The sequence below is a fragment of the Ruegeria sp. A3M17 genome, assembly GCF_003318255.1.
Classification (GTDB): Bacteria; Pseudomonadota; Alphaproteobacteria; order Rhodobacterales; family Rhodobacteraceae; genus Ruegeria.
The window spans coordinates 148342-173919 of the sequence record NZ_QOCF01000002.1; the positions used below are offsets into that span (position 1 = coordinate 148342).

A 25578-nucleotide genomic window follows, 5' to 3' on the forward strand; every position below is an offset into this window, starting at 1 on the left:
GCTTGTGCGGCTTTGACGTCAAATAAGACGCAACGGAAAGAAATGCAATCAACGCCTGAGCGCAACCCGCGCTGTTAGCCAACTGACGATCATCACAGCAAAATCCACATACAGCCATTGCCGCAGCGCCCCGGTATCCGACATGTCGTAAGGAAGCAGATACAATGCCAGACCACTTAAGCCATCGGGTAAGGAAACAAACAGCAGCGCGACCATATTATTGAACAGATGCAATGCGATAGCAGGCCCCAACGTCCCTGACCGTGCCGTCAGATCCGCCGCCATCAGTCCAAACATACCGGACCACACAGCAACCAATAGCGCGTTGTCTCCGGCTGCGCCGGGGGCATAGTGACCTGCCGCGAACAAAATCGACGGTACGCCCAACCAAATAACCGGTGATCGGAATCGCGCTGCCAGACTTTGCTGAATGTATCCCCGAAAAAGCACCTCTTCAGCGCTTGTCTGAATCAGCACTGCCAAAAGCGAGAAAGGCAGAAACAACAGCCAGGTCGACAGTGCCAAATTCTGCGTCAGCGTTGCGCCCATGCCATATGGCGGCAAGATGGCCACGACGACCCCAACGATCAGCAATGCCTTAAAAACACTCCAGAATTGCCTAATGCCCTCGCGCCATGGGCCACAGATTGAGCTAAAGGTTCGATGCTGTAGGCGTTTTGCGGCGATGGACACGCCCAATGTGATGAAGCCAAAGCTTGCCAGTAGCACCAAAAGTGCAATCGGGGATGCGCCAGTCAGCAAGTCTTGAGCCCACTCTACGGACCCAAGGCCCGCAACCAATCCAAAGAGTAGAAAGTTCAGCAGGATGCCAACCACGCCAACAATGGTCAGCCCGACCAGCAGGCGCCACAGCTCTGGCCGTGCGCGCGAAGGTGCAACCAGTCGTTCATGCGCTGTGTATCTGCCGGGGCGGGCGTCAGGCATTGTCGGCCGTATCCCGGTTCGGCTCGTCATCATCGAAGATCAATGAGGTTGCATTGGCGGCGTTCAGCCTTTGGGAAATCGTAGTCAGATAGCCGGCAACCGTTTGCAGCAGCTGCATTGCAACACCTGCGTCACTTTCAATAACCGCGCGCAATTCCTCGGCCCCAATGCGCAGGAACGAACAATTCTTGACCGCAACCAAATCAAACTGCCTAATTTCGCCCGTGATAATCGACAAGTCTCCGATCAGACGCCCCGGCTCGATGACCGAGATCGTACGCGCGGTTCCGTTCCCTTCATTCCAGATCAAGTCGGCTTCGCCCGAAATACACAGGTAAGCGGCATCTGGCGTTTGCCCTTCGGAAAAGATGATCTGCCCGGCTGCGGCATCGTACCATTGCGCTGAAAACGCCAGAAGGCGCTGGTTACGACCGTCAATCCCGGAAAACAGCTCGGTCGACGAGATAATCTTGAGCTTGCGGCTCAGGTCATCCGTTGAGCTGGCCTCTTCTTCTGGACGGGTTCGCGAGACGCCGTCAATTCGACCATCCTTGATCTCGACAAAAAGATCATAGGCTTCGGGATGGGCAAAGTAATCCTCCATGAAGACCATGATGGAGTCCGGCAACAATTCCCGCAGTTTCAGCCGAGTCCTCAGCCTGCTCTCGGAATCATGGCTGGCCAGAGCTTTGTCCAGGATCAACACATCAGGACGCTTGATTCCAGCGCGCGAGAATGCCGCGCGTTCCTGAAACACTGTCGGCAGGTTATTCCCGCCCAGACCAGAGGGCAGGTCATAGATAATGGCCGCTGCCCGGCGGCGCAGACCAGCTTCGTTCATCGCTTCGGCGACGACGTCTTCGATTTCATCCGCGTGTGCCCCGGCCATCAAAGAAACACGCCCGAACAGGGCATTTTCCATGACAGTCATGCGTTCAATATATGCATCTGGCGTGACGGGAACGAACATCCCGTCCATCGAGGCACGCAGCTGTTCCGCCTGCCCCCTCCGAATGGCCAAGATCTTATCTTTGTACTCGTCCGGAAAATCAGGTCCGATCTGTTCCGCCGTCAGCAGGAACGGAACGGTCAGCAACAAGGCACGCTCGCCCTCGCTGATTGCATCATCCCCTTTGGCTTTGCGCCGATCCTCGATATCAAGCAGACGGTGGAACATTTCCTTAGCCATACCCAGACGAAGGAACAGCGGGTGATCTGCCCCGTCCCGCCCAAACGTCTGGAGCAGTGTTTCCAGCACCGCGCTTGCAATGCTCATTGCGTCGTCGTCCAGATCGTGATGGCGCAGCATCCACATGAACCGATCATCGCCCGCCAGAATATCCGGTGAGATATCGCGAGACGGAGCGGCAAACAGCAGGTTGCCCCCCAGCGGAACAGCCGGGTTAAAGCGGTCCGGTTCGAACCGATAGACATACCGCGCCAGGTCTTTTTCTTCCAACCTCTGCGCGACCGTATCGCGCAGATTTACGATATCACGCGCCAGGGCAGAATGTTGCACTGGATCGAACTGGGTACGTAATGTCCGTCGGAACATGAACTCGTCGATGCCCATCGCCTCGACCAGCTGGAACCACCAGTTACGGATATCCTCGATGTCTTCCAGCCCTGCCAGGCCGGGATCGATCCATTCATCCAACAGGGAATCCGGAGGGTTCCCGGCCCGCACCGCTTCGATCTGCCACCGGCTAGGGGCCTTCTTAGCGTCGCGTTCGTGTTGTGGATGGGTTCGCAACGGCATCAAGAGGTTGTCACCCAAAGTCCCGTCAAACAGATAGGGCCGCGAATAGGCATAGCCGATCCGCGCCGCAATTACCGTCTGATGGAGCTTTAGAAGATCATGACCCGCAATTGTGACGCTGCCTTGTATCGGCAAAAGCTCTCGTGTCAGCAGTTGCGCCAACGCGCCGCGCTCGGCGGCGTTTGAGGATTGAATAGCAACGCGGGCACCCTTGGGGATGGTCAGATCGATATCTTCAAGGATAGTTTTCCCGTCATCATCGCGCACTGTTACATTGCGCAGTTCGATATCGCCGCTGAGATGCGGAATGGATTCTGGCTCACCCACAAACAGCTCTTCAGGGATCATGTTGTCCGGGGCAAAGCGTTCAATCACGATTTCCCAGCGCAAAGACATATCCTGAACCTGGTTGTAATAGGTCAGTAAGTCTTTCCATGGCCCACTGAGGTCCTTGTATGCCCCAAGCGCCGCGACCAACGCGCCCACTGTCACCTCACCCGTGATCGCCAGATAGCCACCGACCGAATAGAACAGGAACGGCGTCATCTGAGTGATCAGATTGTTGAGGAACTTCATAAAGAACTTCTTGTTGTAGATCTTGAACCGGATCTCGAACAAGGTTCCCAACCGATGGCTGAACTGTGCCAACCGATAGCGCCAGCCACCATTGGCCCGCAAATCGCTGATGCCCGCCGCGCTTTCGCCAATTTCCGAACTGAGGTGGCGGACCTGCTGAATACGTTCCTTGTTCAGCAGGTTGATCTGGCGCTGCAGTTTTGGGATCAGCCATGCCTGCAACGGAATCAACGCGATGCTGGCCAGGCCAAACCAAACGCTTTGCATGAACAGAAAGGTGACAATGGTCATCATCTGACCGAACTGAAACACCGGCTGGGCAATCGCATCACCCATCAGGCCGCCCATCGGTTCGGCCTCTGAGGTGATCATTGAAACAAGTTCACCCTGGCTGGTGGTGGCGAAATACGACTTCGGGAATCGCATCGCACGGTGAATCAGCGTGAACCGAAGCCGGCGCAGCATACGCTCGGCCAATATGCCCTTCATCGTGTTGATGCGCATCTTCATCAAGCCGCTGGCGATTACAGTGGCCAAAAATGCAAAACAGAGGATTAGCAGATATTGGACCTGCGTGAAGGTGAACCCAAAAAGCGTAACGCTATCGTTGGGCGCACCAATTGCGTCGTTGATGATCTGCTTTGGCAGCTCGAGCGAGGCGTAGAGAAACGGAAATGACAATACCGTCAAAAACAACAGCACAAGCTGCTGCTTTTTCGAGTGTTTCCAGATGAACGAAAATAGTGTGGGTTCCATGCCCCGGCCTTGCCTCAAAGAATTTAGTACGCGGTTTTTCGGATAATCCACAGCAATCAGGTGCCGGACGGTACGCACAGTCCCAGATGATTGCAAGAACGGCGATGGGGGCCTTAGCAGACACAACCAAAACCGCCCAGTCACAACCACGTTAGTGTCGGATAGTTTTATGCGGATTTCACCAATTCGGCCTTATCCTCGCCGTTGTCTTTGACTAAAGAAGGTCAAGTTCAGACGATGGGATCATGGGCAAACTTCTCGAACGATATCTACACCGCAAAACTATTGCGCGTTGGCAACGAGCTGTTCAAGACGCGGCCGGGGCCACGAACCCTCAATTGCGTCAACAGCGCGACGAGGCACGCAAACTGCGTGCGCAATTGGATTGTTTGCTGCAGGAAGCAAACGAAAGACTGACGCTGCCCTTGATTGGATCAAAGCAATTCCCCAAACCGCTTGGTACTGACTGGTGCTGGCGACCTGATTTGTGGCGGGGTCCCTTGCCTCGGCCCGGTCTCGCCTCAATCCCGCGTAAGGTCGAGTTGGATCAACAGGTAAAGATTTTCCATGACTGCGCTCTATCCGAGATCAGTGTGCGACAGGCGCGAAACATGGACAAAAAGGATCTGGCCGCTTTTGGGCTTGGAATCGAAGTGTTCGGTTTTTCAGGGTCATTCCTGTCTGTGTCGTTGGATTTGCCGCCTGAGGCTGTGCAAGGCTTGACACGGCAACACCTTATGCGGGTTGATGCGCAGGTTGAAACAGAACGTCCGATGGACGTGACTGCGCGACTGAACATCCAGCACGGTCCAAACACCGATTCCGTTCCACGGTCTCTGGACTTATCGGCAAATTCGAATGCTCTGGACTTCGATCTTGCCAATTTGCCGCTGAATGAACGGCGTATAGACAAGATTTGGCTGGACCTGGTTCTGACCAATCCGGCTATGAACAGCATAGTTCTGCGGGACCTGACCCTTTGCCGCCACCACCGCGCCGACATGTGAGAGCATTGGCCATGACACAACCAACCTTAACCCCAACCCTGTTTGAAAACGGCATCTGGCGCGGGTACCTGCAGGCCGACACTGAACCGCACGTCGAAGTCCGTTATATGGGCCAGGCGCTGGAGGGTGTGCTCATGACCGCCACCGATGGTGGTTGGGAACTGAGTGTGCCGGTGCCATCAACCGCGATCGCCGACGGGGTTCATTGCTTTGTAATAGCCGATGCAAACACATCACAGAAGATCGGTGAATTCACAATCATTGCGGGCGCATCAACCGCGGATGATTTGCGGACCGAAATCGCTTCGTTGCGGGCGGAACTCGACTTGTTGAAACGGGCGTTTAGACGGTCCCAGGCACCTTCGGACTGATCCGGGTTTTCTTCGTTTCCAAGCCTTTGTCTATCTTTCAGGCGGAATCCGTGCATCATAAATGTCATCCGAAGCAACCCGGGTGCGAAAATGGACCGCAGCAGTATCGTCAAGGTCATCGCTCTGATGGTTACAGGGTTCGGGATCGGTATCGACTTTACCGGCGCTCTTATTCTTGTCCCGGCCATCGAAAACAGCTTTGACGCTGATATTACCAGCACCCAGTGGGTTCTGAACATCTACGCCTTGTTTTTTGCCATGACCATGGTCGCCGGGGGGCGCATGGGGGACATGTTCGGGCATCGCAAGATGATGATCATCGGGCTGGCGATCTTTCTATTTGCGTCCGTCATGTGCTTCGTCTCTCCCAGTCTCGACTTCCTGATCGCCGCGCGTGCTTTGCAGGGGATTGGTTCAGGTTGCGTCTGGCCTTGCACACTTGCTTTTGGTGCCACCAAAGTTTCGCGTCCTGAACACCGCGCCATGATCATGGGTATGATCCTTGCCGGTGTGACCAGCGGTAATGTCTTTGGTCCGCTCATCAGCGGTGCCGCAGTCAGCTTTGGCGACTGGCGCTTGTTCTTTCTTGCAAACGTGTTGTTTTCGACCATTTCGATGGTTACGGCCCTGATTCTTATGGAGCGGGAAACTCAACACAAACAGGGCGAACATATCGATTTCGCCGGAATAGGTATTCTTTCGTTTGCCGTTCTTTTGCTGCTTTACGGGCTGGACATCGGTGCGGACTGGGGCTGGACGTCTGTCCCGCTGCTGATGTTGTTTTTCGTTAGCGCCGCGCTGTTCTTCTTTTTCCCGCAGGTCGAGAAGCGCGTAAAAGAGCCGCTTTTACTGCCGCAAATGATGCAGAACCGCGAGTTTCGGATCACGCTGGGACTGAACATGTTCAACGTGTCGGCGGCCTTTGTCGGGCTGCTATACTTCCCTCAATACATGCAAAAGGTCCTTGGTTGGTCCGTGTTTGAATCCGCGATTGGGCTTGCCCCGCTGACACTCCTGCTGGCCGTCGGCTCGATTGTTTCGGGTACTCTTTATAATGATTTCGGGCCGAAGCGCCTGCTGTTCTGGGGGTATTTGATCGCAACGACTGGCGCTCTCAGCATTATCATCTTGCCGGCGGGGTTGGGCTATTTCCAGATCTTGCCCGGCATGGCGATGATCGGGCTGGGCGCAACACTGACGGTTGGGCCGTCAGGCACTGCTGCCTTGTGCGCCGTCAAACCTGAACGCGCTGGCCTTGTCGGCGGGCTGAGCTTTATGACCCATCTGGTATATGGTGCCATATCCGTCGCCTTCGCGACCGCAATTATGTATGTCGTCAGCCTGTCCAGCCTCAGCAAACAGCTGGTTGCGGATGGGATCAACATGTCTGCAACCGATCAAAAGGCGATCAACGGTGGAACGCTTGCGACCGGTGCCGCCCGCGCTGTTATGGAAAAGCTAAGCACGGAAGAGGCTGAAAAGGTCAAATTCGCTATCGGCGCCGCATTTGATGCAGGTATGAACATGGCCTTTGTTTTCGCGGCCATCTCGGTCTCGATAGGTATTGTTCTGGCGATGATGCTTGACGAAGATAAACTGCACAAAGTTGAGGTCTGATCCCGCCCTTTGCAGAAAGGGTCGCCGGTATCGGCGACCCTATTTGTTTTACTGTGACGGTCCGTTGGGATTGAACGCCGACAAACCTTTGAGGATGTCGATGGCATAGGCCAGCTGATAGTCCTCTTCCCGCAATTCAGCCGTGGCTTCGGCCTTGGCGCGATCTTCTTCGATTTGACGGATTTCATCTTCGCTCAGGCTGTCATTGTTCAGGCTGCCGCGCAGGTCAGCTTCGGACCGCGTGCGGGCGTTGGCTTCCTCTTCCTCGGCATCCGGCGCCGGGCGCGGCTGTTCAACGATGATGTCGGGGCTAACGCCGAGTGCCTGAATTGACCGGCCCGAGGGCGTGTAGTAGCGCGAAGTCGTCAGACGCATTGCACCATCGCCACGCAGCGGCATGACCGTTTGCACCGATCCTTTGCCAAAGCTCTTGGTGCCGACAACGATCGCACGACGGTGATCTTGCAACGCGCCAGCTACGATTTCCGAAGCTGATGCCGAACCACCATTGATCAGTACAACGATCGGCTTGCCTTCGGCCAAATCACCCAGCGTTGCATTGAACCGCTCACCATCGCTTGGGTCGCGACCACGCGTGGACACGATCTCGCCTTCGTTCAGGAATGCGTCCGAAACTTTGATCGCCTGGGTCAGCAACCCGCCGGGATTATTCCGCAGGTCAAGGACAACACCATTGACCTTGTCCAGCCCACCGGCTTCTTCGATCTGCTCATTCAGGCCTTCTTGCAGGTTCGGGAATGTCTGATCGTTGAAGGTGGTGACGCGTAGGACTACGCTGGTGCCTTCGGTCCGGGCACGCACGGCTGTCAGTTTGATGGTGTCGCGGATGATAGTGATATCAAATGGCTCTTGCTCGCCCTCACGGACAACGGTGATCACGATTTCTGACCCGACCGGGCCACGCATCAGATCGACGGCCTTGTCCAATGTCAGGCCAAGGATGCTTTCCCCATCGACATGAGTGATAAAATCACCCGCTTCGATCCCCGCCTCATCTGCCGGGGTGTCGTCGATCGGCGAGACAACTTTGACAAAGCCTTCTTCTTGCGTGACCTCGATGCCCAACCCGCCAAATTCGCCACGTGTCTGCACGCGCATCTGCTCGGCATCATCGGGCGAAAGGTAACTGGAATGCGGGTCAAGTGACGTGAGCATGCCGTCAATGGCCGCCTCAATCAGCTCTTCCGGCTCGACGTCTTCGACATACTGGGCGCGGATACGTTCGAAAATATCGCCAAACAGATCCAATTGCTCGTACACGCTGGCCTTCCGGTCAGCCTCTTGCGCCAGCAAAGGACCGGCGATTTGTGTCGTTGCGATTATACCTGCCACGGTTCCGGCCAGACCGGCCATCAGAAATTTCTTCATACTCGTTTATCCATCCTTGTCGGTCCGAAACCATGATTCCGGGTCCACGGGGCTATTATTCTGTCTTACCTCTATATAGAGCGTTTCTGACCGGTCAGTTCCAGTACCATCACTGCTTGTTGACAAAATTGCGCCGATTTCGGGCGATTCACCCGGCATCAAACCTACCGGAGTACCTTCGGGGATCACCTCGCCCATGTCTCCGTAAACATCTTGAAGGCCTGCAAACACGAACAACAATCCCGGTTGCGGCTCGAGGATCATGACGTTCCCAAGCTCAAGCAAGGGTCCACGGTACCGGATCGTTGCCGCGGTTGGCGCTGTAACAATCGCCCGCGGACGGGTGGCCAGAACCACACCGGGGCGCGTCACACCAGCCGCGTCAGTCTCATTCGCGCGGTGCAAAACAACGCCTTGGATCGGCAATTCAATCCGCCCCTTGCGGTCAGAGACATCTGCGTCCGTTTCGGCAATTTCGCCTTCCGAAATTTCGGACAATCCGCTGGCAAACCCGTCCAACGTCTCGGTTGATGAGATCAGGATGGCGGTGCGCACCGGATCTTCGACAAAGCGACGCGGCAAATCCGTGCGGTCGGCGATGGCCTCACTTAGGCTGGTGCGCGCGTTTTGCACACCGGTTAACCCTTCGACCAGGGTGTCTGCAGCGCTTTGCTGCAGCTTTCGAAGGGTCTGAACCTCTTGCAGATCATGGGCCAGTGCTTGCGCACGCGCGTTCAGACCGGGAGTGACTTCGGACAGCATCATGCCCGCCCGCGCGGAACCAAGGGGCCCGGACGGATGCAGCATCAGAACGGGTGGTGCTGTGGTTTCAATAGTCTGCAGTACACCCAGCAGCTGCGCGACCTCCTGTTCCCGCGACCGCAATTCTGCCGTCAGCTGTGCCTCGCGTGTCGCCGCCATGCGCAATCCGTCACGCATCGCCGAAAGCCCGGCCTCATAAGCCTGGATAGTTTCGGTTAGGGCGCGCACGCGATCGCGGGCACGATCCGCTTCGGTCAGGTTGATCGAAGCCTGTTCCAGCATGCGCGCCGCATTCAAGGCCGCTGTGGACGGATCATTCTGCGCGCTGGCAGGCGACGTAAGACATATCGCAAAGATAAGCGCGCGCATCCTCATGACAGCAGGCTCTTCCCCGTCATCTCGGGCGGTTGCTCAAGACCCATCAGGTCCAGCAGCGTCGGGGCCAGATCGGAAAGGCGGCCGTTTCGCAGTGATGCATCTTTTGGTCCACCGACCAGCGCCACGGGAACCGGGTTCAGAGTATGCGCGGTGTGCGGCCCGCCGGTTTCGGGGTCAACCATGACCTCGCAATTGCCGTGATCCGCAGTGACGATCATCGCACCACCAACCTTGTTCAGCGTCGCGACAACCTGCGACAAGCCCTGATCGACGGCCTCACATGCCTTGATTGCGGCTTGCAGATCGCCCGTGTGACCAACCATGTCGGGGTTGGCATAATTGGTGATGATCACGTCATAGTCCGCCTCGATCGCCTCGACAAACTTCGCCGTCACTTCGGCCGAAGACATCTCGGGCTGCAGGTCGTAGGTGGCCACTTTGGGCGATTTCGGCATAAACCGGTCTTCGCCTTCCTCGGGCGATTCCTTACCACCATTGAGGAAGAAGGTGACATGGGGGTATTTTTCGGTCTCGGCCAGACGGAACTGACGCAGCCCCCTCTTGGCAACCCACTCACCCAAAGTGTTCACGATCTTCCGCTTGGGGAACGCGGATGTCATATAGGCATTGTGACCCTCGGAATACTCGACCATTCCCAACAGGGCGGAAAGCTGCGGGCGCGGGCCGGTATCGAATTCGGCGAAGCCCGGTTCGCCAATTGCACGCAAGATTTCCCGCGCCCGGTCCGCACGGAAATTCAGGCAGAAAACCCCGTCACCATCCTGAATGCCGTCGTAGCCTTCCAGAACAGTGGGAGCGATGAATTCATCGGTTTCAGACTGGTTATATGCGTGGTCCACAGCGCCATGCGCGGTTGTGGCTGCCCGACCCTGGCCTTTGACCATCGCATCATAAGCCTCGCTGACGCGTTCCCAACGATTGTCCCGATCCATTGCAAAATACCGACCGCAGACCGTGACGATACGCGCCCCGTCGGGCAAACGATCTTCAAGCTCCGACAGGTAGGTAAATGCCGATTTCGGAGCGACGTCGCGCCCGTCCGTCATGGCGTGCAACGCCACCGGAACGCCTGCATGAGTAATAGCCTTTGCAGCCGCGACGATGTGGTTCAAATGGCCGTGGACACCGCCGTCCGAGACCAAACCCATCAGGTGCGCCGTTCCACCTGCTGCCTTCACCTTTGCGATGAAGGTCTGCAATGCGGCATTGTCGAAAAAGCTGCCGTCTTCAATTGCCAGGTCGATCTGCCCCAGATCCATCGCAACAACACGGCCCGCGCCAATATTGGTGTGGCCAACCTCGGAATTGCCCATCTGGCCGCTGGGCAAGCCTGCATCCGGGCCATGCGTAATTATGGTCGCGTGCGGCCTATTGGTCATGATCGCATCAAAGGTCGGAGTATCTGCAAGAAATGGCGCGTTAGACCGCGTGTCTTCAGACAGACCCCAACCATCAAGAATGCACAGGACGACGGGTTTGGGGGCGGTCATTGCGGCTCTCCGGATTTCTGCTCTGGTCGGTCTTGTATCGCCTGCCCTCGGGCAATTGAACCTTATTTTGTGCGCGGTTGTGCAGATTTTATACTTGGTCCGCTCAACCCTTGTTTATCAAATCCGTATACGGACGCGCCGTGCGACCGCGATACTTGACGGTCAGGTCCAGCGGCGCATCGTTTTCATCATAGACCCCGACCACGATCCCCCTGCCCCGGCTTTTGCTCCGCATCTCAATCAGCTGTTGTTCCGACCGGGTCGTGCGCTGCGATTGGCGGCGTGTCCAAACGAACAGGTGGTCGTACATTTTGGCAATAATATCGGCGTGATCGGCACTGTTCCCCAGATCGACAAGCTCGTTAGGGTCATTTTCCAGATCAAACAGGATAGGCCGATGGCCGCCTTCGCAGTGTATCAGCTTCCATTTTTTGTTGGCTGCCATGAACATGACTGCGTCCCGGACAGAGGCATTCAGCATGTCTGCAATTGGTGATGCAGAATAATCGTACTCACAAATCACCACATCGCGGGGTGTTTCTTTCTGCTGCCCATGCAGGATCGGAAGCAAGGAGTGCCCCTCAAGGATATGCCCTGCGATCTCACCGCCCGCCACATCCACAAACGTCGGAGCAAGGTCGATGGATTCGACCAGTGCATCGCTGACGGTGCCACGCGTTCCGCCTGCTTCGGGTGACGGGTCATAGATGATCAGTGGCACCTTGGTTGAGGCGTCCTGAAAAAACGTTTTCTCTCCCATCCAGTGATCGCCCAGAAAATCGCCGTGATCGGATGTCAGCACGATCATCGTGTCCTCCATCCGGCCGGTTTTCTCCATCCAGTCAAACAGTCGACCCATCTGGTCATCGGCCTGTTTGATCAGCCCCATATAGGCCGGGATCACCGCATCACGTACATCCCGCCGCGAGAAAGCTTGCCCGACTTTAGTAGCCATGAATGCCTTGAGCACCGGATGCGCATTCTGACGTTCCGCGTCGGAGCGCACCACCTGCAGAACATGTTCCGGCCCGTACATCGAGGCATAAGGTTCCGGCACGATGTATGGCCAATGCGGCTTGATAAAGCTCAGATGGCAGCACCACGGGCCATCATGGGTCTCCATGAATTCGATGCCACGTCCGGTCAGATAAGGGGTTTCGCTGTCCTCTTCCGCTATGTTGGCCGCCTCGGTTGAGTTCTTCAAAAACCAGCCGGACAGGACATTGCCGTCCTCATCCAGCCCCGAATTGGCAAAGTCGTGCCAGGGGTTGTCACTCTCATACCCTTTTGCAGTCAGATGCTTGTTGTATTCCTGTGCGCCATCCGGATCATAAAATCCGTCGGGCCCTTCGGGCAGCATGCCGTCGTCGCGTTCAAACACGTCGAACCCGCATTCCGCGACGCGCGCGCCGATCAGGCTGTCGGGCTCAAGCCCCAACCGCTCCATGCCTTCCGCATCTGCGCGCATATGGGTTTTTCCGACCAGCCAGCAGTTCATCCCGGCCTTGCGCAAGTGATCCCCCATCGTGACCTCACCGACCTTCAGCGGAATGCCATTCCATGAGGCACCATGTGAATGCACATAGCGACCGGTATATGTCGACATGCGCGAGCTGCCGCAAATCGGGGACTGGATATAGGCCCGGTCAAAGCGCACACCCTTGGATGCCAGCCGGTCAATGTTGGGGGTGTGCAAATGCGGATGCCCGTAACTGCTGAGGTAATCCCAGCGCAGCTGATCGAACATGATAAACAGGATGTTTTTGGCTTTGGCCAAACCCGCGCCCTCCCCCAAGATGCCTCAGGGGTCTATTTAGCTATTCCCATCACTATAGCGAAGCGCAAACTGCGTTTAGGCCTGACGCTCCATCTGCTCAAGCATCTTTTTGGCACGTTTGCACTGCAATTGATCGCGCAGAGGCGAGTCCGGGTCGACATCCTTTTGGCAGACCACGCACTTGTCCGCGCCTGAAATCGCATTCAGACCACCACAGCTACCTTTGATCGTCTTGCCCATCAGCATGACACCCAGCGACATGCCGACCACGATGATCAAAAGCAGAAAAAAGGCTATGATAAAGGTGCTCATCCCGGTTCCTACCTGTCAGTTGGTGCCCAGTGCGTCTTTGAACGCAGTGCTGTGGACCGTAATATAGGCATCATCGCCGCCTGTCACATCCCGCGAGATGAAATACACGGCAAGTTTATGTTCTTCGGCAAGTTCCAGGCCCTTTTCCTGACCCAGCGCCAGCATTGCCGTCGCCCAGGCATCCGCCATCATCGCATTTTCGGCCAGAACTGTGACCGAGGTCGTGCGATGCGTGATCGGACGACCTGTTGTTGGGTCGATGATATGCGAATACCGCACGCCGTCCTGTTCAAAGAAATTCTTGTAGTCGCCCGACGTGGCCATACCGAGGTCGTCCAACTGAACTACCAACTGCAGGTTTTGGGCCCCTGCTTCGGGCTTTTCGATACCGATCCTCCAGGCCTCACCCTTGTCGTTCTGGCCCATGGTAACCAAATCACCGCCGATCTCGACCATATAGTTTTTGATCCCAGCGTCGCGCAGCGTCGCAGCCACCGCGTCGATGCCATATCCTTTGGCGATTGCTGACAGGTTGATGCCCACGCCAGCATCTGATTTGGCCAATGTTCCGTTGTCGCTGTCCAACGTCAGCAGGCGTTCCTGGCCAACGCTTTCCAACGCCGCCCGAATCTCGGCATCTGTTGGCACCGGATCTTCTGGCTTGCGCGGACCAAAGCCCCACAGTTCGATCAGCGGGGCAAGCGTTACGTCGAACGTGCCGCCCGATTTATCGTGCACGTCATTCGCTGCACCTAAAACCAACGCAAATTCTTCGGAAACCTCGGTGGGTTCCGTGCTGGACGACGCCGAAAATGTCGAAACCTCTGAGTTGGGGTCCCAGTTGGACATCTTGGCGTTCACGTCTGCCAGCGTCTCTTCGACGGCAGAGCCCAATGCAGTCTCATCCACATCCGTGCCGATAGCGGTGATGTTGAATGTGGTACCCATGGTCTCACCGGACAGGCGTACAACCTCGGGTTCTTTGTCAAAGAGACATCCGGAAACAAGTGTTGCAACAGCCAGAACAGGCAAAAGGCGCATCGAGAGACCTCCAGAGGAAAACCGTGCCCGGCATATGCCAGCGGCCCCCTGCAGAGTCAAACCGACTTCACAGCTTTAGCGGCAGGAAGCCCAACATAAGCAGCCCGATGCCGGCAGGCACACCGAACAACCAGGCTTTCTTTTGCCAACCAACCGCCTGCTGTTTCCAGGCCATTCTAAAGTTATGCCCGCACACGACCACAGCAAAAAAAATCAGCACTGCGACGGGTGGGGTAAGGTACAGGTCAGACAACAGGCGGGATATCCTTGTTTAGCGGCAGTTTTCCCCGGTTTGGGCATTTGCACCCTATACAGACCGCATTGCTGCGGTAAGGTGTAAGCGAAGCCATCTCAAAAATAAGAGGAGATTGCCAATGGCCCCAACCTCATATCAGCCCCCTACCCGCGGCGACAAGACCGATACAAGCACGCACAGCCAATCGGTTGAATCCAATCTTTCGCACTCGCAGACGACGGTGGCAAAATTGCTTGCGGGTAAAGGAGATGCTGTATTTGCGGTGCGCCCAAATGACACGATCCATTCGGTCGTGAATACCCTCAGTGAAAAGCGGATTGGTGCCGTGGTCGTGACTGACCAGAACGGCACCCTTCAGGGTATTCTGTCCGAACGCGACATCGTCCGACGCATGGCTGACACGCCCGGCCAGACCTTGCCACAATCCGTCGAGGATCTGATGACGCGCGAGGTCAAGACATGTTCACCAGACGATCTGTTAAATGATGTCCTAAAAACCATGACCGAAGGACGTTTTCGCCACATGCCCGTTGTTGGCGACGGCAAACTGCGCGGCGTCGTCACAATCGGTGACGTTGTTCATTTCCGGCTGAAAGAGCTAGAGTATGAAGCGTTACGTATGAAACAAATGATCGTAGGCTGATCCTTCCGGCAGAAATCCCTTGACCTTGGCTGACTGACAGTATCCTTGATGCCAAAATTGGTTCGGTTATAGGTCGAGGGTAAAATGAAGCGCGTTCTGGTAACAGGTACAGCGGGATTCATCGGGTTCCATCTTGCAAAACTGTTGCTTTCGGAAGGGTACCGGGTGCACGGCTATGACGGGATGACCGATTACTATGATGTCGCACTAAAAAACCGCCGGCATCAGATGCTGCTGCAAAACCCTGGGTTTTCCGTCACCGAGGATTTGTTGGAAAATCACGAAAAGCTCAAACAGGTTGGTGATGAGTTTCAGCCTGATGTGATTGTGCACCTCGCCGGTCAGGCGGGCGTGCGTTACAGCCTGGAGGATCCGCGCAGCTATATCGACTCGAATATTGTGGGCACATTCAACGTGATGGAGGTTGCCCGCGAACATAAGGTTGAACACCTGTTGATGGCGTCCACCTCGTCGGTCTATGGCGCAAATGAGGTGATGCCCTTCACCGAGGTCGAAAAGGCCGACACGCCTCTGACCATCTATTCAGCTACCAAAAAAGCCAACGAAGCCATGGGTCATTCCTACGCGCATCTTTGGAACCTGCCCACAACGATGTTTCGGTTTTTTACCGTCTATGGCACTTGGGGGCGGCCCGACCTGGCGCTGTACAAGTTTGTGGATGCCATTCTGGATGACCGTCCGATCGATATCTACAATCATGGCGACATGTATCGCGATTTTACCAATGTGGATGATCTTGTCCGCGGAATCCGGCTGTTGATCGACAGTCCGCCCGTGCGCCCCGACAGCAAAGATGACATCGAAGAAGGCGACAGCCTTTCGCCCGTAGCGCCCTGGCGCGTGGTCAATATCGGAAATGGCGACAAAGTGCGTCTGTTGGATTTCGTCGAGGCGATCGAAGAAGCTGTCGGCAAGAAAGCAATCAGAAACTATATGCCCATACAGATGGGCGATGTCCCGGCCACTTGGGCCGATACCGATCTGTTGCAGCGGTTAACCGGGTATCGTCCACAAACCGATTTCAAAGTCGGGATTGCCCAGTTCGTGGAATGGTTCCGCGATTATCACGGAAAATGAGCTGATTTCCCGAATGTTCGAAACAAACCCCAATTCCCGTAAAATTGCCGTCATCGGCTTGGGATATGTCGGCCTGCCACTGGCTGTGGCGTTTGCCGGGGTAGGCCCGGTAGTTGGGTTTGATATCAATGCCAAACGCATTGACGCGTTGCGCGAGGGGCGTGACAACACTCAGGAAGTTGAACCTAAAGATCTGACCGCCGCGACAGGTTTGACCTTTACTTCGGAACCTTCCGATCTGGCGGGATGTGATACCTTTATCGTGACGGTTCCAACGCCAATCACGGCGGGCAAACAACCGGATTTGTCGCCCTTGCTGCGTGCGTCCGAGACGGTCGGACGTGTTTTGAAGAAGGGTGACTTGGTGGTTTACGAGTCCACGGTCTATCCCGGCGCAACCGAGGAAGACTGTGTGCCGGTCCTCGAGCGGGTTTCAGGACTTACATTCAACACGGATTTCTTTGCTGGATACAGCCCAGAGCGGATCAATCCCGGTGACAAGGCTCATCGGATTTCTGACATATGCAAAGTGACCTCGGGCTCGACACCCGAAGTTTCCGATCTGGTAGACGCGCTTTATGGCCGGATTATCGCGGCAGGTACGCACAAAGCGGAAAGCATCCGCGTAGCCGAAGCCGCGAAAGTTATCGAGAACACACAACGCGACCTGAACATCGCGCTGGTCAATGAATTGGCGATGATTTTTGGACGCCTGGGCATTGATACCGATGCCGTTCTGCGCGCAGCTGGCACCAAGTGGAATTTTTTGCCCTTCCGTCCTGGCCTGGTCGGCGGACACTGCATCGGCGTCGACCCCTATTACCTGACACATAAGGCAGAGGCGGTCGGCCATCATCCACAGATCATTCTGGCCGGGCGACGCCTGAACGACAGCATGGGCGGCTATGTTGTGTCGCAACTGGTAAAGCGGATGACCCGCGTCGGGATTGACGTCGGATCGGCGCGTGTGCTGGTCATGGGGCTGACATTCAAGGAAAACTGTCCCGATCTGCGCAACACCAGGGTCGTCGACATCATAGACGAACTGAAGGATTACGGTATTGAGGTCGATGTGCATGACCCGCACGCCGATGCCTCCGAAGCACAGGTCGAGTATGGCATTTCCCTTGTTGCCGCCCCCAAGGAACGCGCCTATGACGGCGTCGTTTTAGCCGTCGCACATCGGGAATTTCTGGATGTCAAACCCGCGCAAATCAGAGCGTACGGAAAAGACACAAGTGTGGTCTTCGACGTCAAGTCGGTCCTACCGATAGAGGCCAGCGACCTTCGTCTTTGAGCCCAAAAGAAAACCGGCGCTATAAGCGCCGGTTCTTTGATTCTTACCCGCCGAAATCGTCGAGCATAATGTCTTCGCGGTCCACGCCCATATCCAGCAGCATGTTGATGACCGACTGGTTCATGATTGGCGGGCCACACATATAGAACTCACAGTCCTCAGGCGCGGGGTGGTTCTTGAGATATTCTTCGAACAGAACATTGTGGATAAAGCCGGTGTAGCCTTTCCAATCGTCCTCTGGCTGCGCATCCGACAGGGCCACGTGCCATTCGAAGTTGTCGAATTCCCCGGCCAGAGTGTCGAAATCCTCAACAAAGAACATCTCTTTCTTGGACCGTGCGCCGTACCAGAAGCTAATTTTACGGTCGCGATTTTCCAGACGCTTGAGCTGGTCGAAGATGTGGCTGCGCATGGGCGCCATACCGGCGCCGCCGCCGATAAAGACCATCTCTTTCTGGGTATCGCGGGCAAAAAATTCACCAAACGGGCCCGAGATGGTGACCTTATCACCCGGTTTCAGGTTGAAGATGTACGACGACATCTGACCGGCTGGAATACCCTCGGAACCCGGAGGTGGCGAGGCAACGCGGACGTTCAGCATGATCATGCCTTTTTCGTCCGGGTAGTTGGCCATTGAATACGCGCGCTCGATCGGTTCGTTCACAATCGATTCATACTGCCACAGATTGAAGCGGTCCCAATCTTCGCGGTATTCCTCTTCCACGTCGAAATCAGTGTACTTCAACGCATGCGCAGGGGCTTCGATTTGGATGTATCCGCCAGCGCGGAAGTTCACATCCTCGCCCTCGGGCAGATCCAGCGTCAGCGCTTTGATGAAGGTTGCCACGTTTTCGTTCGAGCGAACCGTGCATTCCCATTTCTTGACACCAAAGACTTCTTCAGGAACTTCGATGTTCATGTCCTGCTTGACCGCAACCTGACAGGACAGGCGGTCGCCGCAAGAGGCTTCGCGCTTGGTGATATGGCTTTCTTCCGTCGGCAAAATTGAACCACCACCGGAATGCACACGCACGCGGCACTGCGCACAGGTGCCACCACCGCCGCAAGCAGATGGCACAAACAGCTTTTCAGCCGCCAGAGTCTGCAGCAATTTGCCTCCTGCGGGCACAGAAATGGTTTTTTCGCCGTTGATTGTGATGTTCACATCGCCGGTCGATACCAGTCTCGAACGGGCGGCCATGATGAGGGCCACCAAAGCGACAACGATCAGGGTGAAAAGGACGACGCCCAGGCTAAAAGTTTCCATTCGTCCCTCCTTACAGCTTCACGCCCGAGAAAGACATGAAGGCCATCGCCATCAGTCCCGCGGTGATGAAGGTGATGCCAAGACCCTGCAAGCCATCCGGAATATCAGAGTATTTCAGCTTTTCACGAACGCCCGCCATCGCGGTGATCGCCAGTGCCCAGCCAAAGCCCGAAGATACACCGTAAGTGGCTGCTTCGGCAAAGTTATAGTCACGCTCGACCATGAACAGCGATCCACCCAGAATGGCGCAGTTCACTGTGATTAGCGGCAGGAAGATCCCAAGCGCGTTGTAAAGCGGCGGGAAATACTTATCCAGAACCATCTCAAGGATCTGCACCATCGCCGCGATCACACCAATATAGGAGATCAGACCAAGGAAGGTCAGGTCCACATCAGGGAAACCCGCCCAGGCCAACGCGCCGGGCTTCAGCAGATAGCTGAGCAGCAGGTTGTTCGTGGGAACGGTGATCGCCTGAACGACCATGACCGAGATGCCCAGACCCAGCGCGGTCGAAATCTTCTTGGACACGGCGATGAATGTACACATCCCGAGGAAGAAGCTGAGCGCGAGGTTTTCAACAAAGATGGCCTTTACGGCCAGTGAAATCAGACCTTCCATCAGTGGGCCTCTACCTGCTGAATTTTGTATTCACGTTCTTCGACCTGGTTCGGCTTCCATGTGCGGAAGGCCCAGATGATTAGACCGATGATAAAGAACGCGGACGGCGGCAACAGCAGCATGCCGTTGGGCACGTACCAGCCACCATTGTTCACGGTCTCCAGAATGGTGACGCCGAACAGTGATCCATTGCCGAACAGCTCACGAATGAAACCGACCAGCAGCAGGATCAGACCGTAGCCCATTCCGTTGCCGAGCCCGTCAATGAAGGACGCGACGGGCGGGTTCTTCATCGCAAACGCTTCGGCGCGGCCCATCACGATACAGTTGGTGATGATCAGGCCAACGAAAACCGACAGGGTTTTCGAGATCTCGAAGGCGTAAGCCTTGAGAACTTGATCCACGAGGATCACCAGCGAGGCGATGATCACCATCTGCACGATGATCCGGATCGAGCCCGGGATCTGATTGCGCAGGCATGAGATGAAAAAGGACGAGAACGAGGTCACGAAGGTAACCGCCAGCGCCATCACGAAGGACACCTGCAGCGAAGAGGTTACCGCCAGCGCCGAACAGATACCCAGCACCTGCAGCGTAATCGGGTTGTTGTCGACAAGCGGGTCGATCAGCATCTCTCTCTTGGTCTGGGACATCAGAACTCTCCTGCTTGCAGTTTGGCCAGGAACGGAGCGAAGCCCGCATCACCCATCCAGAATTTCACCAGGTTATCAACACCAACCGAAGTCAGCGTGGCACCGGCCAGCGCATCTACGTAGAAGTCGGGGCCTGCGGCGGGTTGCAACTTGGATACTGTGATCTGCAGATCACCGGCATCGTCCCGCAGCTTCTTGCCGCTCCACAACGCTTTCCAACGCGGATTGTCCACCTCGGCGCCAAGACCGGGGGTTTCACCGTGCTGGTAGAATTGCAGACCGTAGATGTCGTTGCCGTTGTTTTCCAGCGCGATAAAGCCATAGAGCGTCGACCACAGACCATAACCGTGCAGCGGCAGGATCACCTTGTCCAACCCGCCGGATTCGTCGCGCAGCAGGTAGACAACACGGTACAACGCCTTGCGACCGATACCAGCCGGGTCATCGTCCAGCGCGACACTCAGCTCTGGATCGCTTGCGGCAGCCAGATCGTCGAATGTTGCGGGATCGAACCGGTCGTCGACGAACTCACCCGTCGAAAGTTCAACAACGTGCGGCTCGAATGCGGCGAACGCCTCAGACACGTCGGTGCCGGGTTCATAAACACCAGCAACCTGCAGAACGTTGATCTGCTTGTCCTTCAGCGCGTTGGCTTCCTGGACCGGGCGCAGGCTAACGGCTGCGGCGGATACAACCATCGAGGCCACCAGACAGACGGCAACGGCGATAAAGATCGTTTTACCGACCGAGTCTGGCGAGGCCGCCAGAAACTTGGCAATCGCGCCCTTGGGTTCTGGGGATTGCGTATCAGACATGGCGACGCGCCCTCCGTTTGATGTTTGCCTGAACGACGAAGTAGTCGATCAGCGGTGCAAAGACGTTACCGAACAGGATTGCCAGCATCATGCCTTCGGGGAAAGCGGGGTTCACCACACGGATCAACACAACCATGATACCGATCAGAGCACCGTAGATATAACGGCCCATGTTGGTATGGCTGGCTGAAACAGGTTCGGTCACCATGAAGGCCAGACCGAAAGCGTAACCGCCGACGACGACGTGCCAGTACCATGGCATCGCGAACATCGGGTTGGTATCCGACCCAATGAGGTTGAACAGCAGCGTCAGACCTATGGTCCCAGCCAGACAGCCGACAATCAGTCGGAAATTGGCGATGCGGGTCGTCAGCAGGAATGCCAGGCCGATCATACAGGCCAGCGTTGATGTCTCACCAAAGCTGCCCTGCATCTGACCCAGAAACGCATTCCACCATGTCAGCCCCTCGGTGGCCAACGCCTGATATCCTTCCGAGGCGGATACCGACAGCGCCGTCGCGCCTGAAAAGCCATCAACCGGAGTCCAGACCGTGTCACCCGACATGTTCGCCGGATAGGCAAAGTACAGGAATGCACGACCGACAAGCGCTGGGTTCAGGAAGTTCTTGCCTGTGCCACCAAAGACCTCTTTGCCGATAACCACACCGAAGATGATGCCCAACGCAACCTGCCAAAGCGGTGTGGATGCGGGCATGATCAGCGTGTAAAGCATTGAGGTTACAAGAAAACCTTCGTTCACCTCATGGCCGCGAACAGTCGCAAAGATGACCTCGAAGATACCGCCCGCAACCAGAGTGACGATGTAAATCGGCAGGAAATACATCATCCCGTGCATCACATTGGCAAAGATGCTGGCAGGGTTCAGCGAGATGCCGAACATCTGCAGGATGGCGATCCGCCAGCCGGTGGCTGAATCGGGTCCAAGCGCGACAATGGCCGAATTTGCCTGAAAGCCGGTATTGTACATTCCCCACAGGATACAGGGGATCGTGGCGATCACGACATAGGTCATGATCCGCTTCATATCCACGTAGGACCGCGCATGGGGTGCAACGGAGGTTACGGTTTTCGGAGTGTAGATGAAGCTTTCGACCATCTCATAGATGGGGAAATACTTCTCGTACCTGCCGCCTTTGGTAAAGTTCGGCTCGATCCGGTCAAAGAAGTTGCGCAAACCCATTCGGATCAGCCCTCCTTTTCAATCTTTGTAAGGCAGTCGCGCAGCGCCAGCCCATATTCATATTTCGCCGGACAGGCAAAGCCTACAAGGCCCAAATCCTCTTCGTCCAACTCGAGCGCACCCAGCGCCTGTGCGGAATCCGTGTCCATCACCAGCAATGCGCGCAGCAGTTGCGTCGGCAAATAGTCCTGCGGCATCAACTGTTCGAACGTACCGGTCGGAACCATCGCACGACGTCCACCATTCAGATTCGACGTGAATGCATACAGTTTCTTGGCAAAAGCCGAACCCAGAACCGGCTGAACCGCATACTTCGACGGCATCGGAAGAATCCAACCCAGCGTATGCTGATCATGATCTTCGCGGATGATGCTGATCTGCCGCGCAAAACGTCCCAGATAGGCTTGCGGCCCCTCAGCATGACGGCCCGACAGGATCGAGCCCGAGATTACGCGGGCAGTCCCGTCCACATTGATTTCGTCGCGGGTCAGATCATCGGTCGATGCCCCCATGACAGTGCGGATCAGGCGGGGTTGACGCGCGCCGGGGCCTGAAAGGGCAACAACGATGTTCGGATTCAGATGGCCCGTTTGCATCAGACGGCCAATCGCGATGACATCCTGATAGCCGATTGTCCAAACCTGCTTTTCGCCGCCCAGCGGCTCAAGGAAGTGGATGTGTGTTCCAGCCAGACCTGCTGGGTGCGGTCCGGAAAATGCTGCGGCTTCAACACCCGGAACGTCGGCGCCCGGTAGGGCTGCACCCTCATTTTGGCACAGATACGTCTTGCCCTCGGTCAGCTTGGCAACTGCGCTCAGGCCGACAGCAAAGGCGTCACCTGCATCCTGGATAATGATCGCGGCATCAGCGGCCAGAGGCTCACTATCCATCGCTGTCACGAAAATTGCCGTGGGCTTGGTACCCGGTGCGGGCATCTTGGAATAGGGCCGCGTGCGGAAAGCTGTCCACAAGCCAGCCGCACATAGACGTTCGGTCACGCCTTCGGCGGTATCGGCGTTGCCCACTGCCGAAAAATCCAGCCCTGTGTCATTGACGTTCGAGACTTCGATCACGACGCTCTGCAACACCCGACGCGCACCACGGTTGATGGCCACGATCTTGCCGCTGAGCGGGGCGACCATCATCGCCTCGGGCACGTCCTTGTGGCAAAACAACGGTGTGCCCCGCTGAACTTCTTCACCCTCTTGAACCAGCATGCGCGGTTTCAGGCCCAGATAATCAGCCCCCAAAACCCCGACAGACCTGAATTCAGGACCCGGTTGGATCGTCTGCTCTGGCGCGCCTTGCACCGGCAGCTCCAACCCTTTTTTCAGTTTGAAAGTTTGCATGTCGCTACTGTCTTCCAAGCCTCTTTCCTGCAACACATCGTTCCCACCACAGCATAGTGGCACAAAACGATCTGCATGTGGGAGCCTGAGAGCAAAAAAGGCGCATGGCACCTGTTTTCATTCCAAGCTTCGTTTTGATCACGGTCCCTTTACGCGGGGATGGTGCCAAAGGCAAACCCGTTGCCGCCTAAATTGCCGAAATTTTGTCAATTTAACTTGAAGGGCAGCATTTTGGGCCTGTTGAAATTGCATATCGCACCTGCAACGCTTCCAGTGTAAGCACCCGGGATGGAACGAAACAACGATTTTGAGATTTTTCTGGTGGCAACGCCCGGCCTCGAAGCCCCGCTGCATGCCGAAGCAGTCGAGCAGGGATTCGCAGATGCAAAGTCCGGACCCGGCGGCGTCACCTGTCGCGGAGGCTGGCCTGAAGTCTGGCGCGCGAACCTGTGTCTGCGCGGCGCGAACAAAGTTCTGGTGCGATTGGGCGGGTTTCCCGCAGTTCATTTGGCACAACTGGATAAACGGGCTCGAAAATTTCCCTGGGCCGATTTTTTGCGTCCCGATGTGCCGGTCAAAGTCGAAGCGACAAGTCGCAAATCCCGAATCTATCATGCAGGGGCCGCCCGGCAACGTATCGAAGTGGCGATTTCAGAAACTCTGGGTGCGCCTGTTTCATCTGATGCGGCCGTGCGCGTCTTGCTGCGCATCGAAAAGGACCTGTGCACCTTTTCGATCGACAGTTCCGGCGAGCCTTTGCACAAGCGAGGCCACAAATCGGCTGTCGCCAAAGCGCCGATGCGCGAAACGATGGCGGCGATGTTCCTCCGAGAGTGCGGATTTGATGGGTCCGAGCCAGTTCTGGACCCGATGTGCGGCTCTGGCACCTTTGTTATTGAAGCGGCCGAAATCGCGCTGGGGCTGCGCCCCGGCCGTTCCCGCAGCTTTGCCTTTGAAAATCTGCCAAGTTTTGACCCCAACGTCTGGTCCTCGATGCGCCAGCAACAACCTTTGGCCAAACCGGACGCGGTTTTTCATGGCTCAGACCGCAATAGCGGAGCGATTGAGGCCTCAACCAAAAATGCTGACCGCGCCGGGGTTGCCGATCTCACCGTGTTTCAGACGCGCTCGGTTAGCGACATAAACCCCCCGTCGGATGCTGCGGGTCTTGTCATTGTCAATCCACCCTATGGTGCCCGGATCGGGGATGAAAAACGCCTGCGATCTGTTTACGGCAGCCTGGGCAAGGTACTGCAAACCAAGTTCAAGGGCTGGCGTGTCGGCATCGTGACCAGCAACGCGGGCCTGGCCCGATCAACCCGTCTGCCGCTTTTGCCCCCGGGGCCAATTGTGGACCACGGCGGCACCAAAATCCGACTGTATCGAACCGGTGTGCTGACCTGATCCGATGTTCGGAAACGACGAAGGCAATTCGCACAAACGACACGGAAACCCCCTTGCACATCCAAAAATGCGAGTATAAATCTCGCGCCACGGTCGGAGTGTAGCTCAGCCTGGTAGAGCACTGTCTTCGGGAGGCAGGGGTCGGAGGTTCGAATCCTCTCACTCCGACCAACAAAAAGCGTTCAAGATCATAATCTTGCCGTTTTGCCATGACCTCCTTTTAACGAAGCTCTTCGTGCCACCATGGCACGGAACACCGACAGAGGTCTGAGAAAATGTCATATTCGCAGCTTGATCCAGAAAGCGTTACCCTCGCTCATCAACCAGAATTTCGACTACGTAAACGCCCCGAAAACCAAATCTGGGAGATCGTGTGGACGGGCGACGATGGGAGACCGAAGCGTAGATCGACAAAAACCCGAAATGATACCGAAGCAAAGCGACAGCTTGCGGAACTGATTTTATCAGGGGACACTCGACCACCAAAGCATGTGTCAATTGGCTACGTCATTGATCGGTACTTTTTGCATATTCAGAAAGAGAAAGCCGAAGGTACCGTAGTGCCGATGCAATCAAAAGTAGCCCGTCTCAAAGAGTTTTTGGGCGACGTCCTTTGGGAAGATTTTTCTCAGGAATATGTGGACGATTACAAAGACTGGGCTCGCAACGTTCAGCGCTGGGAGAAACATGATCACAAGGAGACCAACGGGACATTATCCAATGGCACGATCGAAAAGGATTTGCAGACCCTTCGCATGTCTGACGTCAGCGCTTA

The 25578-nt window shown here is 56.0% G+C and carries 22 protein-coding genes and 1 tRNA gene; 9 read left to right on the forward strand and 14 right to left on the reverse strand.

Annotated features, from left to right (window positions below; translation table 11 throughout):
* Positions 1–48 precede the first annotated feature (48 nt).
* Both DS906_RS00850 and DS906_RS00855 read right to left on the reverse strand, forming a co-directional pair.
* Entirely contained in the window at positions 49–945 is an 897-nt protein-coding gene (locus tag DS906_RS00850; protein WP_113788374.1) for a CPBP family intramembrane glutamic endopeptidase, read from the reverse strand.
* Positions 938–4036, reverse strand: coding sequence for an ABC transporter transmembrane domain-containing protein (locus tag DS906_RS00855; protein ID WP_113788375.1), 3099 nt, complete (start codon positions 4034–4036; stop codon positions 938–940). The genes DS906_RS00850 and DS906_RS00855 overlap by 8 nt, the downstream gene beginning before the upstream one ends.
* 245 nt (positions 4037–4281) lie before the next feature.
* On the opposite strand from DS906_RS00855, the gene DS906_RS00860 reads away from it, so the two are divergent.
* From DS906_RS00860 to DS906_RS00870, 3 genes are all read left to right on the forward strand, one after another.
* A complete protein-coding gene (locus DS906_RS00860) occupies positions 4282–5043 on the forward strand; it encodes a DUF6478 family protein (RefSeq protein WP_113788376.1) in 762 nt (253 codons plus the stop codon).
* 11 nt (positions 5044–5054) lie between these two features.
* A complete protein-coding gene (locus DS906_RS00865; RefSeq protein WP_113788377.1) occupies positions 5055–5414 on the forward strand; it encodes a hypothetical protein in 360 nt (119 codons plus the stop codon).
* A gap of 90 nt (positions 5415–5504) precedes the next feature.
* The gene (locus DS906_RS00870) at positions 5505–7031 is read left to right on the forward strand and encodes an MFS transporter (RefSeq protein WP_113788378.1); all 1527 of its coding nucleotides are present in this window, start codon (positions 5505–5507) and stop codon (positions 7029–7031) included.
* A 48-nt stretch (positions 7032–7079) separates the two neighbouring features.
* Here DS906_RS00870 and DS906_RS00875 read toward each other — a convergent pair whose 3' ends face one another.
* The 6 genes from DS906_RS00875 to DS906_RS00900 form a co-directional block, all read right to left on the reverse strand.
* Entirely contained in the window at positions 7080–8420 is a 1341-nt protein-coding gene (locus DS906_RS00875) for a S41 family peptidase (protein ID WP_113788379.1), read from the reverse strand.
* A 6-nt stretch (positions 8421–8426) separates the two neighbouring features.
* Positions 8427–9557, reverse strand: coding sequence for a murein hydrolase activator EnvC (locus DS906_RS00880; protein WP_113788380.1), 1131 nt, complete (start codon positions 9555–9557; stop codon positions 8427–8429).
* On the reverse strand, positions 9554–11071 hold the full coding sequence (gene gpmI, locus DS906_RS00885; RefSeq protein ID WP_113788381.1) for a 2,3-bisphosphoglycerate-independent phosphoglycerate mutase: 1518 nt from the start codon (positions 11069–11071) through the stop codon (positions 9554–9556). Before gpmI ends, DS906_RS00880 begins: the two co-directional genes overlap by 4 nt.
* 103 nt (positions 11072–11174) lie before the next feature.
* Positions 11175–12848 carry a sulfatase-like hydrolase/transferase gene (locus DS906_RS00890; RefSeq protein WP_113788403.1) on the reverse strand — a complete coding sequence of 558 codons (1674 nt, stop codon included), beginning with the start codon at positions 12846–12848 and terminating at the stop codon, positions 11175–11177.
* 75 nt (positions 12849–12923) lie between these two features.
* A complete protein-coding gene (gene nqrM, locus DS906_RS00895) occupies positions 12924–13160 on the reverse strand; it encodes a (Na+)-NQR maturation NqrM (RefSeq protein ID WP_058277146.1) in 237 nt (78 codons plus the stop codon).
* Positions 13161–13175: 15 nt separating this feature from the next.
* A complete protein-coding gene (locus DS906_RS00900; RefSeq protein ID WP_113788382.1) occupies positions 13176–14201 on the reverse strand; it encodes an FAD:protein FMN transferase in 1026 nt (341 codons plus the stop codon).
* Positions 14202–14575: 374 nt separating this feature from the next.
* On the opposite strand from DS906_RS00900, the gene DS906_RS00910 reads away from it, so the two are divergent.
* The 3 genes from DS906_RS00910 to tviB all read left to right on the forward strand — a co-directional run bounded on the left by DS906_RS00910 (position 14576) and on the right by tviB (position 17495).
* Positions 14576–15100 (forward strand): CBS domain-containing protein, encoded by a 525-nt coding sequence (locus DS906_RS00910; protein ID WP_058277144.1) that lies wholly within the window; start codon positions 14576–14578, stop codon positions 15098–15100.
* Positions 15101–15184: 84 nt separating this feature from the next.
* Positions 15185–16198: an NAD-dependent epimerase/dehydratase family protein gene (locus DS906_RS00915; RefSeq protein ID WP_113788383.1), complete on the forward strand. Its 1014-nt coding sequence runs from the start codon at positions 15185–15187 to the stop codon at positions 16196–16198.
* Positions 16199–16211: 13 nt separating this feature from the next.
* A complete protein-coding gene (tviB, locus tag DS906_RS00920) occupies positions 16212–17495 on the forward strand; it encodes a Vi polysaccharide biosynthesis UDP-N-acetylglucosamine C-6 dehydrogenase TviB (protein WP_113788384.1) in 1284 nt (427 codons plus the stop codon).
* A gap of 43 nt (positions 17496–17538) precedes the next feature.
* On the opposite strand, the gene nqrF is transcribed toward tviB, so the two are convergent.
* From nqrF to DS906_RS00950, 6 genes are read right to left on the reverse strand one after another with little or no spacing between them, the layout of a single operon-like run.
* Positions 17539–18762 (reverse strand): NADH:ubiquinone reductase (Na(+)-transporting) subunit F, encoded by a 1224-nt coding sequence (gene nqrF, locus DS906_RS00925; RefSeq protein WP_113788385.1) that lies wholly within the window; start codon positions 18760–18762, stop codon positions 17539–17541.
* A 10-nt stretch (positions 18763–18772) separates the two neighbouring features.
* Positions 18773–19381, reverse strand: a complete 609-nt coding sequence (nqrE, locus tag DS906_RS00930) for an NADH:ubiquinone reductase (Na(+)-transporting) subunit E (protein WP_058272100.1) — start codon at positions 19379–19381, stop codon at positions 18773–18775.
* The gene (locus tag DS906_RS00935; protein ID WP_113788386.1) at positions 19381–20034 is read right to left on the reverse strand and encodes an NADH:ubiquinone reductase (Na(+)-transporting) subunit D; all 654 of its coding nucleotides are present in this window, start codon (positions 20032–20034) and stop codon (positions 19381–19383) included. The genes nqrE and DS906_RS00935 overlap by 1 nt, the downstream gene beginning before the upstream one ends.
* Positions 20034–20849 carry a Na(+)-translocating NADH-quinone reductase subunit C gene (locus DS906_RS00940; RefSeq protein ID WP_113788387.1) on the reverse strand — a complete coding sequence of 272 codons (816 nt, stop codon included), beginning with the start codon at positions 20847–20849 and terminating at the stop codon, positions 20034–20036. Before DS906_RS00940 ends, DS906_RS00935 begins: the two co-directional genes overlap by 1 nt.
* Positions 20842–22050 (reverse strand): NADH:ubiquinone reductase (Na(+)-transporting) subunit B, encoded by a 1209-nt coding sequence (locus DS906_RS00945; protein WP_113788388.1) that lies wholly within the window; start codon positions 22048–22050, stop codon positions 20842–20844. Before DS906_RS00945 ends, DS906_RS00940 begins: the two co-directional genes overlap by 8 nt.
* Before the next feature lie 5 nt (positions 22051–22055).
* Positions 22056–23399 (reverse strand): Na(+)-translocating NADH-quinone reductase subunit A, encoded by a 1344-nt coding sequence (locus tag DS906_RS00950; RefSeq protein WP_113788389.1) that lies wholly within the window; start codon positions 23397–23399, stop codon positions 22056–22058.
* 288 nt (positions 23400–23687) lie between these two features.
* Here DS906_RS00950 and DS906_RS00955 point away from each other — a divergent pair, with 288 nt between their 5' ends.
* From DS906_RS00955 to DS906_RS00965, 3 genes are all read left to right on the forward strand, one after another.
* Positions 23688–24803, forward strand: a complete 1116-nt coding sequence (locus DS906_RS00955) for a class I SAM-dependent RNA methyltransferase (RefSeq protein ID WP_113788390.1) — start codon at positions 23688–23690, stop codon at positions 24801–24803.
* A 94-nt stretch (positions 24804–24897) separates the two neighbouring features.
* Positions 24898–24974 (forward strand) — tRNA-Pro (locus DS906_RS00960).
* A 104-nt stretch (positions 24975–25078) separates the two neighbouring features.
* Positions 25079–25578 (forward strand): phage integrase SAM-like domain-containing protein (locus DS906_RS00965; protein ID WP_147235129.1); only part of this gene is annotated, 500 nt, incomplete at its 3' end.

Bases quoted from the DNA above. Each gene is read 5' to 3' on its own strand.
- DS906_RS00945 (WP_113788388.1), bottom strand. From the start codon at position 22,050: ATGGGTTTGCGCAACTTCTTTGACCGGATCGAGCCGAACTTTACCAAA.
- nqrE (WP_058272100.1), bottom strand. From the start codon at position 19,381: ATGGAAGGTCTGATTTCACTGGCCGTAAAGGCCATCTTTGTTGAAAAC.
- DS906_RS00915 (WP_113788383.1), top strand. From the start codon at position 15,185: ATGAAGCGCGTTCTGGTAACAGGTACAGCGGGATTCATCGGGTTCCAT.
- DS906_RS00870 (WP_113788378.1), top strand. From the start codon at position 5,505: ATGGACCGCAGCAGTATCGTCAAGGTCATCGCTCTGATGGTTACAGGG.
- DS906_RS00950 (WP_113788389.1), bottom strand. From the start codon at position 23,399: ATGCAAACTTTCAAACTGAAAAAAGGGTTGGAGCTGCCGGTGCAAGGC.
- DS906_RS00850 (WP_113788374.1), bottom strand. From the start codon at position 945: ATGCCTGACGCCCGCCCCGGCAGATACACAGCGCATGAACGACTGGTT.
- nqrM (WP_058277146.1), bottom strand. From the start codon at position 13,160: ATGAGCACCTTTATCATAGCCTTTTTTCTGCTTTTGATCATCGTGGTC.
- DS906_RS00855 (WP_113788375.1), bottom strand. From the start codon at position 4,036: ATGGAACCCACACTATTTTCGTTCATCTGGAAACACTCGAAAAAGCAG.
- DS906_RS00940 (WP_113788387.1), bottom strand. From the start codon at position 20,849: ATGTCTGATACGCAATCCCCAGAACCCAAGGGCGCGATTGCCAAGTTT.
- DS906_RS00875 (WP_113788379.1), bottom strand. From the start codon at position 8,420: ATGAAGAAATTTCTGATGGCCGGTCTGGCCGGAACCGTGGCAGGTATA.
- tviB (WP_113788384.1), top strand. From the start codon at position 16,212: ATGTTCGAAACAAACCCCAATTCCCGTAAAATTGCCGTCATCGGCTTG.
- DS906_RS00910 (WP_058277144.1), top strand. From the start codon at position 14,576: ATGGCCCCAACCTCATATCAGCCCCCTACCCGCGGCGACAAGACCGAT.
- DS906_RS00900 (WP_113788382.1), bottom strand. From the start codon at position 14,201: ATGCGCCTTTTGCCTGTTCTGGCTGTTGCAACACTTGTTTCCGGATGT.
- DS906_RS00865 (WP_113788377.1), top strand. From the start codon at position 5,055: ATGACACAACCAACCTTAACCCCAACCCTGTTTGAAAACGGCATCTGG.
- DS906_RS00880 (WP_113788380.1), bottom strand. From the start codon at position 9,557: ATGAGGATGCGCGCGCTTATCTTTGCGATATGTCTTACGTCGCCTGCC.
- nqrF (WP_113788385.1), bottom strand. From the start codon at position 18,762: ATGGAAACTTTTAGCCTGGGCGTCGTCCTTTTCACCCTGATCGTTGTC.
- DS906_RS00935 (WP_113788386.1), bottom strand. From the start codon at position 20,034: ATGTCCCAGACCAAGAGAGAGATGCTGATCGACCCGCTTGTCGACAAC.
- gpmI (WP_113788381.1), bottom strand. From the start codon at position 11,071: ATGACCGCCCCCAAACCCGTCGTCCTGTGCATTCTTGATGGTTGGGGT.
- DS906_RS00955 (WP_113788390.1), top strand. From the start codon at position 23,688: ATGGAACGAAACAACGATTTTGAGATTTTTCTGGTGGCAACGCCCGGC.
- DS906_RS00860 (WP_113788376.1), top strand. From the start codon at position 4,282: ATGGGCAAACTTCTCGAACGATATCTACACCGCAAAACTATTGCGCGT.